This is a genomic window from Azospirillum sp. ST 5-10 (assembly GCF_051225715.1).
Taxonomy (GTDB): domain Bacteria; phylum Pseudomonadota; class Alphaproteobacteria; order Azospirillales; family Azospirillaceae; genus Azospirillum.
Map to the genome: position 1 here is coordinate 127,441 of NZ_JBPJSP010000008.1, position 14,844 is coordinate 142,284.

The 14,844-nt window shown below is 67.2% G+C and carries 16 protein-coding genes and 2 tRNA genes; 1 reads left to right on the forward strand and 17 read right to left on the reverse strand.

Annotation, left to right across the window (positions count from 1 at the left end; all coding sequences use genetic code 11):
* Positions 1–7: 7 nt before the first annotated feature.
* The 15 genes from ACSBPG_RS11895 to ACSBPG_RS11965 all read right to left on the reverse strand — a co-directional run bounded on the left by ACSBPG_RS11895 (position 8) and on the right by ACSBPG_RS11965 (position 13,697).
* Positions 8–1,525: an NADH-quinone oxidoreductase subunit M gene (locus tag ACSBPG_RS11895; protein ID WP_435537376.1), complete on the reverse strand. Its 1,518-nt coding sequence runs from the start codon at positions 1,523–1,525 to the stop codon at positions 8–10.
* A gap of 23 nt (positions 1,526–1,548) precedes the next feature.
* Complete coding sequence (nuoL, locus tag ACSBPG_RS11900; protein WP_435537377.1) at positions 1,549–3,552, reverse strand: NADH-quinone oxidoreductase subunit L; 2,004 nt, start codon at positions 3,550–3,552, stop codon at positions 1,549–1,551.
* 8 nt (positions 3,553–3,560) lie between these two features.
* Positions 3,561–3,869: an NADH-quinone oxidoreductase subunit NuoK gene (nuoK, locus tag ACSBPG_RS11905; RefSeq protein WP_435537378.1), complete on the reverse strand. Its 309-nt coding sequence runs from the start codon at positions 3,867–3,869 to the stop codon at positions 3,561–3,563.
* Positions 3,870–3,871: 2 nt separating this feature from the next.
* Positions 3,872–4,486 (reverse strand): NADH-quinone oxidoreductase subunit J, encoded by a 615-nt coding sequence (locus ACSBPG_RS11910; RefSeq protein ID WP_435537379.1) that lies wholly within the window; start codon positions 4,484–4,486, stop codon positions 3,872–3,874.
* Positions 4,487–4,597: 111 nt separating this feature from the next.
* Positions 4,598–5,086: an NADH-quinone oxidoreductase subunit NuoI gene (nuoI, locus tag ACSBPG_RS11915; protein WP_435537380.1), complete on the reverse strand. Its 489-nt coding sequence runs from the start codon at positions 5,084–5,086 to the stop codon at positions 4,598–4,600.
* Between the two features lie 94 nt (positions 5,087–5,180).
* Entirely contained in the window at positions 5,181–6,191 is a 1,011-nt protein-coding gene (gene nuoH / locus ACSBPG_RS11920; RefSeq protein WP_435537381.1) for an NADH-quinone oxidoreductase subunit NuoH, read from the reverse strand.
* Positions 6,184–8,247, reverse strand: a complete 2,064-nt coding sequence (gene nuoG / locus ACSBPG_RS11925) for an NADH-quinone oxidoreductase subunit NuoG (protein ID WP_435537382.1) — start codon at positions 8,245–8,247, stop codon at positions 6,184–6,186. The genes nuoH and nuoG overlap by 8 nt, the downstream gene beginning before the upstream one ends.
* 15 nt (positions 8,248–8,262) lie before the next feature.
* The gene (gene nuoF / locus ACSBPG_RS11930; protein ID WP_435537383.1) at positions 8,263–9,555 is read right to left on the reverse strand and encodes an NADH-quinone oxidoreductase subunit NuoF; all 1,293 of its coding nucleotides are present in this window, start codon (positions 9,553–9,555) and stop codon (positions 8,263–8,265) included.
* A gap of 13 nt (positions 9,556–9,568) precedes the next feature.
* Entirely contained in the window at positions 9,569–10,204 is a 636-nt protein-coding gene (gene nuoE, locus ACSBPG_RS11935) for an NADH-quinone oxidoreductase subunit NuoE (protein WP_435537384.1), read from the reverse strand.
* Positions 10,201–11,349 carry an NADH-quinone oxidoreductase subunit D gene (locus tag ACSBPG_RS11940; RefSeq protein ID WP_435537450.1) on the reverse strand — a complete coding sequence of 383 codons (1,149 nt, stop codon included), beginning with the start codon at positions 11,347–11,349 and terminating at the stop codon, positions 10,201–10,203. Before ACSBPG_RS11940 ends, nuoE begins: the two co-directional genes overlap by 4 nt.
* 65 nt (positions 11,350–11,414) lie before the next feature.
* The gene (locus ACSBPG_RS11945) at positions 11,415–12,044 is read right to left on the reverse strand and encodes an NADH-quinone oxidoreductase subunit C (protein WP_435537385.1); all 630 of its coding nucleotides are present in this window, start codon (positions 12,042–12,044) and stop codon (positions 11,415–11,417) included.
* Positions 12,045–12,088: 44 nt separating this feature from the next.
* On the reverse strand, positions 12,089–12,634 hold the full coding sequence (locus ACSBPG_RS11950) for a NuoB/complex I 20 kDa subunit family protein (protein ID WP_435537386.1): 546 nt from the start codon (positions 12,632–12,634) through the stop codon (positions 12,089–12,091).
* Complete coding sequence (locus ACSBPG_RS11955; protein WP_435537387.1) at positions 12,625–12,993, reverse strand: NADH-quinone oxidoreductase subunit A; 369 nt, start codon at positions 12,991–12,993, stop codon at positions 12,625–12,627. Before ACSBPG_RS11955 ends, ACSBPG_RS11950 begins: the two co-directional genes overlap by 10 nt.
* A 233-nt stretch (positions 12,994–13,226) precedes the next feature.
* A tRNA-Asp gene (locus ACSBPG_RS11960) sits at positions 13,227–13,303 on the reverse strand.
* Between the two features lie 157 nt (positions 13,304–13,460).
* Positions 13,461–13,697 (reverse strand): hypothetical protein, encoded by a 237-nt coding sequence (locus ACSBPG_RS11965; protein ID WP_435537388.1) that lies wholly within the window; start codon positions 13,695–13,697, stop codon positions 13,461–13,463.
* 259 nt (positions 13,698–13,956) lie between these two features.
* Between ACSBPG_RS11965 and ACSBPG_RS11970 the strand changes: the two genes are divergently transcribed.
* On the forward strand, positions 13,957–14,145 hold the full coding sequence (locus ACSBPG_RS11970) for a hypothetical protein (protein ID WP_435537389.1): 189 nt from the start codon (positions 13,957–13,959) through the stop codon (positions 14,143–14,145).
* Positions 14,146–14,246: 101 nt separating this feature from the next.
* Here ACSBPG_RS11970 and ACSBPG_RS11975 read toward each other — a convergent pair.
* A tRNA-Val gene (locus ACSBPG_RS11975) sits at positions 14,247–14,321 on the reverse strand.
* 104 nt (positions 14,322–14,425) lie between these two features.
* Positions 14,426–14,698, reverse strand: a complete 273-nt coding sequence (locus tag ACSBPG_RS11980) for an HU family DNA-binding protein (RefSeq protein WP_435537390.1) — start codon at positions 14,696–14,698, stop codon at positions 14,426–14,428.
* Positions 14,699–14,844: the final 146 nt, after the last annotated feature.

Here is a 14,844-nt window from a genome sequence, read left to right on the forward strand (position 1 = left end):
GTTTCCTCTAGCGGGCGGCCAGTTCGGACCCGCCGGCGGCGGCGGCGAGCTTGGTTTCGTAGACGGAGATGAGCTGTTCGACCGAGGCCGAGGTCATGCCGAGGAAGCTCGAGGGGTAGATGCCCATCCACAGCACCACCAGGATCAGCGGCACGAACACCGCGATCTCGCGCGGCCCCATGTCCAGCATCGCCCGCACGTCGTCGCGGGTCAGCTTGCCGAACACCACCCGGCGGTAGAGCCACAGCGCGTAGGCGGCGCCGAGCACGAGGCCGGTGGCGGCGAGCGTCGCCACCCAGGTGTTGTCGCGGAAGGCGCCCAGCAGGATCAGGAACTCGCCGACGAAGCCCGAGGTGCCGGGCAGGCCGACCGACGCCAGGGTCATGAACATGAAGACCACGGCGTACTTCGGCATGTTGTGGACGAGGCCGCCGTAGCGGGCGATCTCGCGGGTGTGCAGGCGGTCGTAGACGACGCCCACGCACAGGAACAGGGCGCCCGAGACGATGCCGTGCGACAGCATCTGGAAGATCGAGCCCTCGACGCCCTGCTGGTTCAGGGTGAACATGCCGATCGTCACGAAGCCCATGTGGGCGACCGAGGAGTAGGCGATCAGCTTCTTCATGTCCTCCTGGGCCAGTGCCACCAGCGAGGTGTAGATCACCGCCACCACCGACAGGGTGTAGACCAGCGGCGTGAAGAACTCGGTCGCCTCCGGCATGATCGGGATGTTGAAGCGCAGGAAGCCGTAGCCGCCCATCTTCAGCAGCACGCCGGCCAGGATCACCGATCCGGCGGTGGGCGCCTCGACGTGGGCGTCGGGCAGCCAGGTGTGCACCGGCCACATCGGCACCTTCACCGCGAAGGAGGCGAAGAAGGCCAGCCACAGCCACATCTGCATGTCGCGCGGGATCGTCGTGGCGGTGATCGTCGGGATGTCGGTGGTGCCGGCGAGGAAGTACATGGCGAGGATCGCCAGCAGCATCAGCACCGAGCCCAGCAGCGTATAGAGGAAGAACTTGAACGCCGCATAGACCCGCCGCGGCCCGCCCCACACGCCGATGATCAGGAACATCGGGATGAGCACGCCTTCGAAGAACATGTAGAAGACGACGAAGTCGAGCGCGCAGAACATGCCGATCATCAAGGTCTCGAGGACCAGGAAGGAGATCATGTACTCCTTGACGCGCCGTTCGATCGCCTCCCAGCTGGCGAGGATGCACAGCGGCATGAGGAAGGTGGAGAGGATGACGAACAGCACCGAGATGCCGTCGACGCCCATGTGGTAGGCGATGTTGAAGGTGGGGATCCACTCCACCTTCTCCACCATCTGGTAGTTGGGGTTCGCGGGATCGAAGTTGATCCAGATGAACAGCGACAGCACGAAGGTGATGAGGGTCGTCCACAGCGCCACGTTGCGGGCGTTGCGGTTCACATCCTCGGGCGTGCCGCGGATGATCAGGATGAACAGCGCGCCCACCAGCGGCAGGAACGTCGTGATCGACAGGATCGGCCAGCCAGCCATTGTTCTTCTTCCCCCTTAACCGATCAGCCGAACATCGACAGCCAGAGGATCAGCGCGACCACGCCGATCACCATGGCGAACGCGTAGTGGTAGACGTAGCCGGACTGCAGGCGGGCGGCCCGGGCGGCGACGTCCCGCGTCGCCGCGGCGATGCCGTCCGGCCCGACGCCGTCGATCACCGCGCCGTCGCCCGACTTCCACAGGCCGTAGCCGAGCGCGCGGGCCGGGCGGACGAAGGCCCAGTCGTAGAGCTCGTCGAAGTACCACTTGTTGTAGAGGAACTGGTGGACGCCGGAGAGCGCCGAGGCGATGCGGCCCGGCGTGCCCGGCCAGAACATGTAGAGCAGGTAGGCGAGCCCGATGCCGAACAGGCCGCAGAAGATCGGCAGCACCGGCACCCAGCCCGGCAGGTGGTGGTGCGCCGCCTCGATGCTGTCCTGTTCGTGCAGGACGAAGATCGCTTCGCCCCAGAAGGATTCGCGGCCGTCGCCGATGAAGCCCTCGTGGAAGACCATGCCGGCGAACAGTGCGCCGAGCGCCAGGACGGCGAGCGGCACCAGCATCACCGCCGGCGACTCATGGACGTGGGCCATGACGTGCTCGTTGGCGCGCGGCCGGCCGTGGAACGTCATGATCAGCAGGCGCCAGGAATAGAAGGCGGTCATCACGGCGGCGGCGATGCCGAGCCAGAAGGCGAAGGCGCCGACCGGGCTGTGGGAGGCGTAAGCCGCCTCCAGGATCATGTCCTTGGAGTAGTAGCCGGCGAAGAACGGCAGGCCGGCCAGCGCCAGGTTGCCGATCCACATGAAGGCGTAGGTGAACTTGATGTGCTTCCAGATGCCGCCCATGTGCCGCATGTCCTGCTCGTCCGACATGGCGTGGATGACCGAGCCGGCGCCCAGGAACAGCAGCGCCTTGAAGAAGGCGTGGGTGAACAGGTGGAACATGGCGGCGCTGTACGCCGACACGCCGATGGCGAAGAACATGTAGCCGAGCTGCGACATCGTCGAATAGGCGATGACGCGCTTGATGTCGAACTGGGTGAAGCCGATGGTCGCGGCGACGAACGCCGTCAGCGCACCGACCACGGCCACCACCTCGAGCGCCGCCGGCGCGTACTCGTAGACCGGCGACAGGCGGCACAGCATGAAGACGCCGGCGGTCACCATGGTGGCGGCATGGATGAGGGCCGACACCGGGGTCGGGCCCTCCATGGCGTCGGGCAGCCAGGTGTGCAGGCCGAGCTGCGCCGACTTGCCCATGGCGCCCATGAACAGCAGCAGGCAGGCGGTGGTGAGCGCCGGCACCTGCCAGGACAGGAACGGCATGGTGGCGTCCGCCAGCTCCGGCGCGCGGGCGAAGATGGCGTCGAACTGCACCGAGCCGGTCAGCACGAAGATGGCGAAGATGCCGAGCGCGAAGCCGAAGTCGCCGACGCGGTTGACCAGGAAAGCCTTGATCGACGCGTTGTTGGCCGAGGGCTTCTCGTACCAGAAATTGATCAGCAGGTAGGACGCGAGGCCGACGCCCTCCCAGCCGAAGAACATCTGCACCAGGTTGTCCGCCGTCACCAGCATCAGCATGAAGAAGGTGAACAGCGACAGATAGCCCATGAACCGCGGCTTGTTCGGGTCGTGGCTCATGTAGCCGATGGAGTAGACGTGCACCATGGCCGAGACGGAGTTCACCACCACCAGCATGACGGCGGTGAGCTGGTCGATGCGCAGCGCCCAGGACAGCTCGAAGGTGCCGACGTCGATCCAGGTGAACAGCTCGGTCGTGCGCGTCTGCCCGCCGTAGACGACCTGGAAGAAGATCACCCAGGACAGCACGAAGCAGACCAGCAGCGCCCCGGTGGTGACGAACTGGGAGGCGGTGTCGCGCCAGTCGGCCTTGTGCCCGCCGTGGCCGTGGTCGCCGTGACCGTGGCCGTGCCCGTGGTCGTCATGGGGGGCGCCGGCGAACAGCGCGATCGCGCCGGCGACGAGGAACGCCAGCAGCGGGAGGAATACGACGAGAACGTCCATGGCGCGGCTCAGCCCCTCATCAGGTTGATGTCTTCGACTCGGATGGAGCCGCGGTTGCGGAAATAGACCACCAGGATCGCCAGGCCGATGGCCGCCTCGGCGGCCGCCACGGTGAGGATGATCAGCGAGAAGACCTGGCCGACCAGGTCGTTCAGGAACACCGAGAAGGCGATGAGGTTGAGGTTCACCGCCAGCAGGATCATCTCGATCGACATCAGGATGACGATGACGTTCTTACGGTTCAGGAAGATGCCGAAGACGCCGAGGGTGAACACGATCGCGGCGACCGTCAGGTAATGGCCGAGCCCGATTTCCATTGTCAGATTCCTCCCCCGGTCGGCACCTTGCGGATCGCCACGGCCTCTTCGCGGCGGCGGGCGAGCTGGCGCCCGACGTTCTGTTTGCGCACGCCCTCGCGCTGGCGCAGCGTCAGCACGATGGCGCCGACCATGGCGATCAGCAGGACCAGGCCGGCCGCCTGGAACAGGTAGACGTAGTGGGTGTAGACGAGCAGGCCGAGCGCGTGCGTGTTGGTCACCTGGTCGACCGCCGGCGCGGGGGCTGCGGCCAGTCCGGCGGCCTCGGGTGCGACCACCCAGGCGCCCAGGACCACCGCCAGCTCGACCAGCAGGATCAGCCCGACCAGCCCGCCGATCGGCAGGTAGGTCAGGAAGCCGCTGCGCAGCTCCTGGAAGTTGATGTCGAGCATCATGACGACGAAGAGGAACAGCACCGCGACGGCGCCGACGTAGACGATGACCAGGATCATCGCCAGGAACTCGGCCCCGAGCAGCACGCACAGGCCGGCGGCCTGGAAGAATGCCAGGATCAGGTACAGGACCGAGTGCACCGGGTTCCGCGCGGAGATGACCATCACGCCGGAGGCCACCAGGATGGCGGAGAACACGTAAAACGCCAGGGTTTGCACAATCATCTTAAGTCCCCGCCTCCGCGGTCGAGGGTGTATCCGTCCGGTCCGGGCGTTCGACCGGGAGCGGGTCCGCCGCACCGGCGCCGGACCCCGCCCCCTTCGCCCGGGGGGTTCTTAGCGGTAGGGCGCTTCGGCCGCAAGGTTGGTGGCGATCTCCGCCTCCCAGCGGTCGCCGTTCGCCAGCAGCTTCTGCTTGTTGTAGAACAGCTCCTCACGGGTCTCCGTGGAGAACTCGAAGTTCGGCCCCTCGACGATGGCGTCCACCGGGCAGGCTTCCTGGCAGAAGCCGCAGTAGATGCACTTCGTCATGTCGATGTCGTAGCGCGTCGTGCGGCGGCTGCCGTCCTCGCGCGGTTCGGCCTCGATGGTGATGGCGAGCGCCGGGCACACCGCTTCGCAGAGCTTGCAGGCGATGCACCGCTCCTCGCCGTTGGGATAGCGGCGCAGCGCGTGCTCGCCGCGGAAGCGCGGGCTGATCGGCCCCTTCTCGTGCGGATAGTTCAGCGTCGCCTTCGGCTTGAACATGTAGCGGAAGGTGAGGCCGAGACCGGTCACGAGCTCGCTGAGGAACAGGCTGCGCGCCGTGCGATCGAGGAATGCCATGGCCGCTTCTTCTCCTTGTTGCCGCGGGCGCCCGACCGGAAGCGCCCGCGATCCTTGTCCTTGTCGCCCGCCGAGGCGGGTCCGTGGTGTCCGTTCAGCGCGGCAGCCAGTCGAAGGCCACCAGCACGCCCGCCGTCAGCACGACCCAGAACAGCGAGAACGGCAGGAAGACCTTCCAGCCCAGCCGCATCAGCTGGTCGTAGCGGTAGCGCGGCATGGTGGCGCGGACCCAGATGAACACGAACAGGCAGAGCGCGATCTTCAGGGCCAGCCAGATCGGACCGGGGATCCAGTTGAGCGGGGCGATGTCCAGCGGCGGCAGCCAGCCGCCGAGGAACAGGATGGTGGTCATCCCGCTCATCAGGATCATGTTGGCGTATTCGCCGAGGAAGAAGAGGGCGAAGGGCATGGCGCTGTACTCGACCATGAAGCCGGCGACCAGCTCCGACTCGCCTTCCGGCAGGTCGAAGGGCGAACGGTTGGTCTCGGCCAGGATCGAGATGAAGAAGACGATGAACATCGGGAACAGCGGGATGAAGAACCACACCGTCTCCTGCGCCCGCACAATGTCCGTCAGGTTGAGCGAGCCGACGCACAGCAGCACCGAGATGATCACGAAGCCCATCGAGACTTCGTAGGACACCATCTGCGCCGCCGAGCGCAGGGCGCCGAGGAAGGCGTAGCGCGAGTTCGAGCCCCAGCCCGCCATGACGATGCCGTAGACGCCCATCGACGAGATGGCGAACAGGTACAGGATGCCGACGTTGATGTCGGCCAGCACCAGGCCGTAGTCGAAGGGGATCACCGCCCAGGCGACGAGGCTGAGGAAGAAGGTCAGCATCGGCGCCATGTAGAAGACGACGCGGTTGGCGCCGGCCGGCAGGATCTGCTCCTTGGCGAACAGCTTGAGGCCGTCGGCGAAGGGCTGCAGCAGGCCGAACGGCCCGACCATGTTCGGGCCCTGGCGCAGCTGCATGGCGCTCATGATCTTGCGCTCGGCGTAGGTGAGGTACGCCACCGCCACCAGGAGCGGAACGACGATCGCCAGGATCTGGAGGACGATGATGATCAGCGGCAGCAGGAAGCCGCTCCAGAACTCAGCCATGGGTACCCGTCCTCTCCTGGGCGGTTCCGAGGAACGTCTCGGTGCAGCGGGCCATCGTCACCGAGGCCCGGCTGATCGGATCCGTCATGTAGTAGTTGGCGATCGGCGACACGAAGGGCGCGGCGTCGAGCGCGCCGGCGGTGCCGAACGGCAGCCAGGTGGCCGGCGTGACGGCGCCCGTCGTGGCGAAGATCGGGTTGACCGCCGCCATGCGCGCCCGCAGCTGGCCCAGGCTGTCGTAGGGCAAGGTGTGGCCGAGCCGCTCCGACAGGGCGCGCAGGATCTTCCAGTCCTCGCGCGCCTCGCCCAGCGGGAAGGTGGCGAGGCGGGCGAGCTGCGGCCGCCCCTCGGTGTTGACGTAGGTGCCGTTCTTCTCGGTGTAGGCGGCGCCCGGCAGGACCACGTCGGCGCGCGCCGCACCGGCGTCGCCGTGATGCCCCTGGTAGATGACGAAGGCGGAGCCGAGCCGGCCCGTGTCGATCTCGTCGGCGCCCAGCAGATAGACCACCTCGATCTCGCCCCTGCCGGCGCCGTCGAGGATGCCCTCCAGGTCGCGTCCGCCCTCGCCCGGCAGGAAGCCGATGTCGAGGCCGCCGACCCGCGCCGCCGCGGTGTGCAGCACGTTGTAGCCGTTCCAGTCCTCGCGGATCATGCCGCAGCCCTCGGCGAGCGCCCGCGCCGCGGCCTGGACGGCCGGACCGTCGGCCCGCCGGAAGGCGCCCATGCCGAGGATCAGCATCGGGTTCTTGGCGCCCTTCAGCACCTCGGCGAAGTCGCCCTTGCCGTCGACCAGATCCTGCAGCGCCTGCGGGCCGGTGCCGAGGTGGAGGTGGGGGTAGGTGAGGTCGCGCTGCTCGCCGATCACCGCCACCTTGAGGCCGCCCATCAGGTAGCGCTTGCGGATGCGGGCGTTGACCAGGGCGCCTTCCCAGCGCGGGTAGGTGCCGATCAGCAGGATGACGTCGGCCCGCTCGATGCCGGCGATGCCCGTGTTGAAGAGGTAGCCGGACCGCGCCGAGGCGTCGAAGCGGGCGCCGTCCTGGCGGCAGTCGATGTTGGCCGACCCCAGCGCCGTCATGGTGTCCTTGAGCGCCAGCATCGCCTCGACGTCGACCGTGTCGCCGGCGATGGCGGCGATCTTCGACCCCGGCACGCCCTGCAGGCGCGCGGCGATCGCCTCGAAGGCCTCGGCCCAGGTCGCCGGATGCAGGCGGCCGCCCTTGCGCACGTAGGGACGGTCGAGGCGCTGACGCTTCAGCCCGTCGTAGTGGTAGCGGCTCTTGTCGGCCAGCCACTCCTCGTTGATGTCCTCGTTGAGGCGCGGCAGCACGCGCATCACCTCGGGACCGCGCGTGTCGACGCGGATGTTGGAGCCGACCGCGTCCATCACGTCGACGGTCTCGGTCTTGCGCAGCTCCCACGGGCGCGAGGTGTAGGCGTAGGGCTTGGAGGTCAGCGCGCCCACCGGACAGACGTCGGCGAGGTTGCCCGACAGCTCCGACGCCACCGCCTTCTCGACGAAGGTGGTGATCTCCATGTGCTCGCCGCGATTGACCGCGCCGATGTCGGGGACGCCGGCGATCTCGTTGACGAAGCGGATGCAGCGGGTGCAGTGGATGCAGCGGGTCATGATCGTCTTGATCAGCGGACCCATGTACTTGTCCTTGACCGCCCGCTTGTTCTCGGCGAAGCGGCCGTGGTCCATGCCGTAGGCCATGGCCTGGTCCTGCAGGTCGCATTCGCCGCCCTGGTCGCAGATCGGGCAGTCGAGCGGATGGTTGACCAGCAGGAACTCCATGACGCCCTTGCGGGCCTTGTGGACCAGCTCGGTGTCGGTCTTGATGACCATGCCGTCGGCACAGGGCATGGCGCAGGAGGCCACGGGCTTGGGTGCGCGCTCCATCTCGACCAGGCACATCCGGCAGTTGGCCGGCACCGAGAGGCGCTCGTGATAGCAGAAGCGCGGGATTTCGATGCCGAGCTGCTCGCAGGCCTGGAGCACCGAGGTGCCCGGCTCGACTTCGATCTCGATCCCGTCGATGGTGAGTTTCGGCATGAGACCTCGGGCTCCTTACTCGGCGGCGACGCGGTGGGCGGCGTTGCGGTACTCGAGGATGCGGCGCTCCATCTCCGGCCGGAAGTGCCGGATCAGCCCCTGCACCGGCCACGCCGCGGCATCGCCCAGCGCGCAGATGGTGTGACCCTCGATCTGCTTGGTGACGTCGAGGAGCATGTCGATCTCCTCCACCCGGGCGTTGCCGCGGACCATGCGCTGCATGACCCGGTTCAGCCAGCCCGTGCCCTCGCGGCAGGGCGTGCACTGGCCGCAGCTCTCGTGGGCGTAGAACTGCGACAGCCGGGCGATCGCCTTGACGATGTCGGTGGACTTGTCCATGACGATGACGGCCGCCGTGCCGAGGCCCGAGCGCACCTCGCGCAAGGAGTCGAAGTCCATCAGCACGGTGTCGCAGATCGACTTCGGCAGGACCGGCACCGACGAGCCGCCGGGGATGATGGCCAGCAGGTTGTCCCAGCCGCCGCGCACGCCGCCGGCGTGGCGTTCGATGAGCTCCTTCAGCGGGATGCCCATCTCCTCCTCGACGTTGCACGGCCTGTTGACGTGCCCGGAGATGCAGAAGAGCTTGGTGCCCGAGTTCTTCGGCCGCCCCAGCCCGCCGAACCAGCCGGCGCCCCGGCGCAGGATGGTGGGAACCACGGCGATCGTCTCGACGTTGTTCACCGTGGTCGGGCAGGAATAGAGGCCGGCCTGGGCGGGGAACGGCGGCTTGTTGCGCGGCTGGCCCTTCTTGCCCTCGATGGACTCGATGAGCGCCGTCTCCTCGCCGCAGATGTAGGCGCCGGCGCCGCGGTGGATGTAGATGTCGTAGTCGTAGCCGGTGCCGCAGGCGTTCTTGCCGAGGAAGCCCGCCGCGTACGCCTCGTCGATGGCGCGCTGGACGTTGGAGCCCTCGTTGTAGAACTCGCCGCGGATGTAGATGTAGCAGGCGCTGGCGCCGATGGCGTAGCCGGCGAGCAGGCAGCCCTCGATCAGCTTGTGCGGATCGTGGCGCAGGATGTCGCGGTCCTTGCAGGTGCCGGGCTCGCCCTCGTCGGCGTTGACCACGAGGTAGACCGGCTTGTCCGTGACGTTCTTGGGCATGAAGGACCATTTCATGCCGGTCGAGAAGCCGGCGCCGCCGCGTCCGCGCAGCCCCGATTCCTTGACCTGCTCGATGATCCACTCCTTGCCCTTGCCGATCAGGCCGGCGGTGCCGTCCCAGTCGCCGCGCTTCTGGGCGGCCTTCAGGCCGAAATCCTGGAAGCCGTAGAGGTTCGTGAAGATGCGGTCTTCGTCGCGAAGCATCGTCCGGACTCCCTCAGTCGTCGCCCTGGGCGACCGGCTGGTCGCCGCAGAAGGCCTTGAGCGTCGTCGGGCCGCCGGCCGGTTCCGACGAGCGGCGACCGGCCTGCGAGCCGGCCTTGGGCGTCTCGCCGCGCTTCAGCGCGTCGATGATCTTGCCCATGGCCTCGGGCGAGACGTCCTCGTAGTAGTCGTCGCCGATCTGCACCACCGGCGCGTTGACGCAGGCGCCGGAGCACTCGACCTCGCCGAGCGTGAACTGGCCGTCGTCGGTGGTCTCGCCCATGTGGACGCCGAGGTGGGACTCGCACGCCTTGACGACGTCGTCGGAGCCGCGCAGCCAGCACGGCGTCGTGGTGCAGACCTGGATGAAGTGCCGCCCGACGGGGGCCTTGTTGTACATGGTGTAGAAGGTCGCCACCTCGTACACGCGGATGCGCGGCATCTCCAGGAGGTCGGCGACGCAGTCCATGGCCGCGCGCGGCAGCCAGTTGGCGTTCTGGCGCTGCGCCAGGTCGAGCAGCGGCATGCAGGCGCTGGCCTGCCGGCCGGCCGGATACTTGGCGATGATGCGCTTCGCCAGTTCCAGGTTCTCGGGGGTGAAGGCGAAGGTGGCCGGCTCGTTGGCCGGGACCGAAGCGGGCGCGCTCATCGGTCGATCTCTCCGAAGACGATGTCCATCGAGGCGATGTTGGCGACGGCGTCGGCCAGCATGTGACCCTTCGACATGAAGTCGAGGCCCTGCAGGTGGGCGAAGCCGGGGGCCTTGATGTGGCAGCGGTACGGCTTGTTGGTGCCGTCCGAGACGAGGAAGACGCCGAACTCGCCCTTGGGCGCCTCGATCACCGTGTAGGTCTCGCCCGCCGGGACGTGGAACCCCTCGGTGTAGAGCTTGAAGTGGTGGATGAGCGCCTCCATCGAGCGCTTCATCTCGCCACGCGGCGGCGGCGCCACCTTGCGGTCCTGGATGCGCACCGGGCCGTCCGGCATCTCCTTGAGGCACTGGCGGATGATGCGGTTGCTCTGCCGCATCTCCTCCATGCGGCAGAGATAGCGCGACCAGCAGTCGCCCGACAGGCCGACCGGCACGTCGAAGTCCATGCGGTCGTAGACCTCGTAGGGCTGGCTCTTGCGCAGGTCCCACGCCACGCCGGAGCCGCGCAGCATCGGCCCGGAGAAGCCCCAGTCGAACGCCTGTTCCTTGGTCACGATGCCGATGTCGACCGTGCGCTGCTTGAAGATGCGGTTCTCGGTCAGCAGGTTGTCGACGTCGTCGCAGAACTTCGGGAAGCGCTCGGTGAACTCCCAGATGTCGTCGGCGAGGCCGGCCGGCAGGTCCCACGCCACGCCGCCGGGGCGGAAGTAGTTGGCGTGCAGCCGGGCGCCGGAGACCCGCTCGTAGAACTCCATGAGCACCTCGCGCTCCTCGAAGCCCCACAGCGACGGCGTGATGGCGCCGACGTCGAGCGCACCGGTGGTGATCGACAGGATGTGGTTGAGGATGCGGGTGATCTCGGAGAACAGCACGCGGATGTACTGGGCGCGCTCGGGCGGCTTGATGCGCAGCAGCTTCTCGATGCCGAGCACGAAGGCGTGCTCCATGCACATCGGCGAGACGTAGTCGAGGCGGTCGAAGTACGGGATGGCCTGGATGTAGGTCTTGTACTCGATCAGCTTCTCGGTGCCGCGGTGGAGCAGGCCGATGTGCGGGTCGCAGCGCTCCACCACCTCGCCGTTCAGCTCCATCACCAGGCGCAGCACGCCGTGGGCCGCCGGATGCTGCGGCCCGAAGTTCATGGTGTACGGCTTGATCGTGGTCTTGGCCGACTGCCCGGCGGCCGCACCGGTGGTCGTGGCGATGGTCACGGCTTGCTCCCCGTGTCAGGTGCCTGGGCCTTCTCGTCGCCGGGCAGCATGACGTTGGTCATGCCCTCCCAGGGGCTCAGGAAGTCGTAGGTGCGGAAGTCCTGGGTCAGGCGCACCGGCTCGTAGACGCAGCGCTTCTGGTCCTCGTCGTAGCGCATCTCGACGTAGCCGGTGAGCGGGAAGTCCTTGCGGAAGGGATGCCCCTCGAAGCCGTAGTCGGTGAGGATGCGGCGCAGGTCCGGATGGTCGGAGAAGAAGACGCCGAGCATGTCCCAGGTCTCGCGCTCGAACCAGTTGGCGGCGCTGTAGACCGGCACGACGGAGGGGACGGGCGTGTCCTCGTCGGTGGTCAGCTTCACGCGGATGCGCTGGTTGTGCTTGAGGCTGAGCAGGTTGTAGACGACCTCGAAGCGCTCCTCGCGCTCGGGATAGTCGACCGCGGTGATGTCCATCAGCTGCTCGAAGCTGCAGCTGGTTTGATCCCGCAGGAAGGTCAGCACCTTGACGATCGCGGGACGGCGGACCGTCACCATCAGCTCGCCGAGCTTCACCTCCGCCTTGAGGACGTCCTCGCCCAGCCTGGCGGCGATGTGGTCCCCGAGTTCCTTGAGCGCTTGTTCGGACATGGGTGTCAGCCTGCGTCCTTATTGTTCCTTGGTGCCGGCGCCGGTCACCGGGCGATGCGGTTGCCGCGACGGATCTTCTTCTGGAGCTGCAGGATGCCGTAGACGAGGGCCTCGGCCGTCGGCGGGCACCCCGGCACGTAGATGTCGACCGGCACGATCCGGTCGCAGCCCCGCACCACCGAGTAGGAGTAGTGATAGTAGCCGCCGCCGTTGGCGCACGAGCCCATGGAGATGACCCAGCGCGGCTCCGGCATCTGGTCATAGACCTTGCGCAGCGCCGGCGCCATCTTGTTGGTCAGCGTGCCGGCGACGATCATGCAGTCGGACTGGCGCGGGCTGGGGCGCGGGATGACGCCGAAGCGGTCGAGGTCGTAGCGCGGCATGTAGGCGTGGATCATCTCCACCGCGCAGCACGCCAGGCCGAAGGTCATCGGCCACAGCGACCCGGTGCGCGCCCAGTTCAGCACGTCCTCGTACTTGGCGAGGATGAAGCCCTTCTCCTGGACCTCCTCGGTGACGGCGCGCAGATAGGCATCCTGTTCCGGTCCGGGCGGAATGGGCGCCATGCGGTTGGCAGCCTCTACTCCCATTCCAGAGCTCCTTTCTTCCACTCGTAGACGAAACCGATGGTCAGCACGCCCAGGAACACGATCATCGACCAGAAGCCGAACATGCCGATGTCGCCCAGGGCGACCGCCCACGGGAACAGGAAGGCGACCTCGAGGTCGAAGATGATGAACAGGATCGAGACCAGGTAGAACCGCACGTCGAACTTGGCGCGGGTATCCTCGAAAGGCTCGAAGCCGCATTCGTACGGGGAGACCTTCTCGGGATCCGGGGCGCTCGGGCCGATGATGTAGGACCCGGCCACCATCACCACCGAGAGCGCGATGGCGATGAGCAGGAACACCAGGATCGGAAGGTATTCGATGATGAGCGGATTTGACACCGCATTCCTCCCATGGGCCTCAAACGCGAGCAACGCTGCGGCCCGGGAAGGCCGAGGCGCCACACGCGGTGGGTGAAGACTGGATTAGCCCGTCAGACGCAGCGCAATATAGGCCGGATGTACGATCAAGGAAAGCGCTTTGATCGGCCGGCAAAGCCGGAACAGCCTAGGCTTCCGGCCTTCTACGGCGTTGAAAACGTTCAATTTCGTAGGATGGAAAAGCAAAGGGAAGATGGCGCGAGTGACGGGACTTGAACCCGCGGCCTCCGGCGTGACAGGCCGGCGCTCTAACCAACTGAGCTACACCCGCGCATTTGCCGATGACGGCAAGACCACGCTTTAAAAATCGGCGTCCGGTGCGTCCGTTGTTTTGAAGGCCGGGACCGGCCGCCGCCGTGGTGGGCGGTTTCTAGCCCCGCCTCGCCCCCCTGTCAATCATGAAAACGCAGGAGCCCGCCCCGCTCCGGTCACGGGGTCCGGCTGCGGTGGCGCAGCCGGTCGAGACGCTCGAAGGCGTCGAGCATGCCCGCAGGCAGGCCCCGCCGCTCGGTGCGGCCGGCACCGCCGAACCGGGTCAGCGTCTCCTCGAGAGCGCGGGCGAGGTGCTCGCTCACCTCGAGGTCCTCCTCGTCGAGGGCCAACTCCAGCGCATGCAGGATGCGGTCCCCCAGGCGCCGCTCGTCGCTCTTGGGCCCTGCGTTCATGGCACGCTCCTCCGCCGCTTCCCGTTTCCGTCCCGCACGCCGCCAGTCTAGCACGGAACGGCGGCGGCGCCGCGTCCTGCGATGTCGCGGCGGGCACCGGCGGGGCGAATCGACGGACGGCCGCAGCCCGACTCTCTCGAATCGGGTCGGGATGCGCGTCGGGATACCCCGAATGAACCGGCTCCGCCGGCGCGTTGCTTTAAGGAATGTTAACCAGCCCGCGGCATGCTCGCTTCATTCCGCGACCCGGCAGGTGACCATGTACCAGACCCTCGAAGCCCCCGCTCCCGTCGATCGCAGCGACACCGTCCGGACGCCCGTGCGGGCGCCGGCGCATGAGGACCCCGTCGTGGACAAGATGCGCGGCCTGCCGCTGATCGCCACCTGGGTGGTCCTGGCCGGCGCGCCGTGGGTGGTGGTCTGGCAGGTGCTCAAGCACGCCCTCTGACGGCCGGCTCCCGCCCGTCGCGGGCCTCTTACGGCCGGCTCCCGCCGTCGCGGGGTGGCCCGACCGGCCCGGAATCCCGCCGTCCGCGTCGGCCGACGGGGTGGTGGGCGATGACGGGTTCGAACCGCCGACCCTCTCGGTGTAAACGAGACGCTCTACCGCTGAGCTAATCGCCCGCGCCACTTCTGCGGAAGGCGCGGTGCACGTGCCGCGCGGACCCCGGAAAGGCGAACCGGCCGGTTGTCGGCCGGCCGGTGCGTATATGGCCCGAAAGGCCGTATCAGTTCAAGGCGTCCTTGAGGTTCTTGCCGGGCTTGAACTTCGGCTGCTTCGACGCCGGAATGGTGATCTTCTCGCCGGTGCGCGGGTTGCGTCCCTCCGACGCCGCACGTTCCGCCACCGCGAACGTGCCGAACCCGACCAGCCGCACCTCGTCCCCCTTCTTCATCGCGTCGGCGATGGTGTCGAACACAGCGTCGATCGCCTTGCTCGCGTCTGTTTTAGACAAACCCGCGACATCGGCCACGTGTGCCACGAGATCATTCTTGTTCACTTATTCCCCCTTCCCGTTCAAACGAATATACGACAAACAAAGTCACCTCACGACTTCGCGAGATGAAAATGTAAGCACAGCGGCCACCACCCGTCAATTGCCGACGGGGGTGACCGCTGCCGTCTGAGGCGATTCGCCCGGGCATG

Coding starts and splice junctions, on each gene's coding strand:
- nuoH (WP_435537381.1), bottom strand. CDS start 6,191: ATGGCTGAGTTCTGGAGCGGCTTCCTGCTGCCGCTGATCATCATCGTC.
- nuoL (WP_435537377.1), bottom strand. CDS start 3,552: ATGGACGTTCTCGTCGTATTCCTCCCGCTGCTGGCGTTCCTCGTCGCC.
- ACSBPG_RS11950 (WP_435537386.1), bottom strand. CDS start 12,634: ATGGGAGTAGAGGCTGCCAACCGCATGGCGCCCATTCCGCCCGGACCG.
- ACSBPG_RS11940 (WP_435537450.1), bottom strand. CDS start 11,349: ATGAACTTCGGGCCGCAGCATCCGGCGGCCCACGGCGTGCTGCGCCTG.
- nuoF (WP_435537383.1), bottom strand. CDS start 9,555: ATGCTTCGCGACGAAGACCGCATCTTCACGAACCTCTACGGCTTCCAG.
- ACSBPG_RS11970 (WP_435537389.1), top strand. CDS start 13,957: ATGTACCAGACCCTCGAAGCCCCCGCTCCCGTCGATCGCAGCGACACC.
- nuoG (WP_435537382.1), bottom strand. CDS start 8,247: ATGCCGAAACTCACCATCGACGGGATCGAGATCGAAGTCGAGCCGGGC.
- ACSBPG_RS11945 (WP_435537385.1), bottom strand. CDS start 12,044: ATGTCCGAACAAGCGCTCAAGGAACTCGGGGACCACATCGCCGCCAGG.
- nuoE (WP_435537384.1), bottom strand. CDS start 10,204: ATGAGCGCGCCCGCTTCGGTCCCGGCCAACGAGCCGGCCACCTTCGCC.
- nuoI (WP_435537380.1), bottom strand. CDS start 5,086: ATGGCATTCCTCGATCGCACGGCGCGCAGCCTGTTCCTCAGCGAGCTC.
- ACSBPG_RS11895 (WP_435537376.1), bottom strand. CDS start 1,525: ATGGCTGGCTGGCCGATCCTGTCGATCACGACGTTCCTGCCGCTGGTG.
- nuoK (WP_435537378.1), bottom strand. CDS start 3,869: ATGGAAATCGGGCTCGGCCATTACCTGACGGTCGCCGCGATCGTGTTC.
- ACSBPG_RS11910 (WP_435537379.1), bottom strand. CDS start 4,486: ATGATTGTGCAAACCCTGGCGTTTTACGTGTTCTCCGCCATCCTGGTG.
- ACSBPG_RS11965 (WP_435537388.1), bottom strand. CDS start 13,697: ATGAACGCAGGGCCCAAGAGCGACGAGCGGCGCCTGGGGGACCGCATC.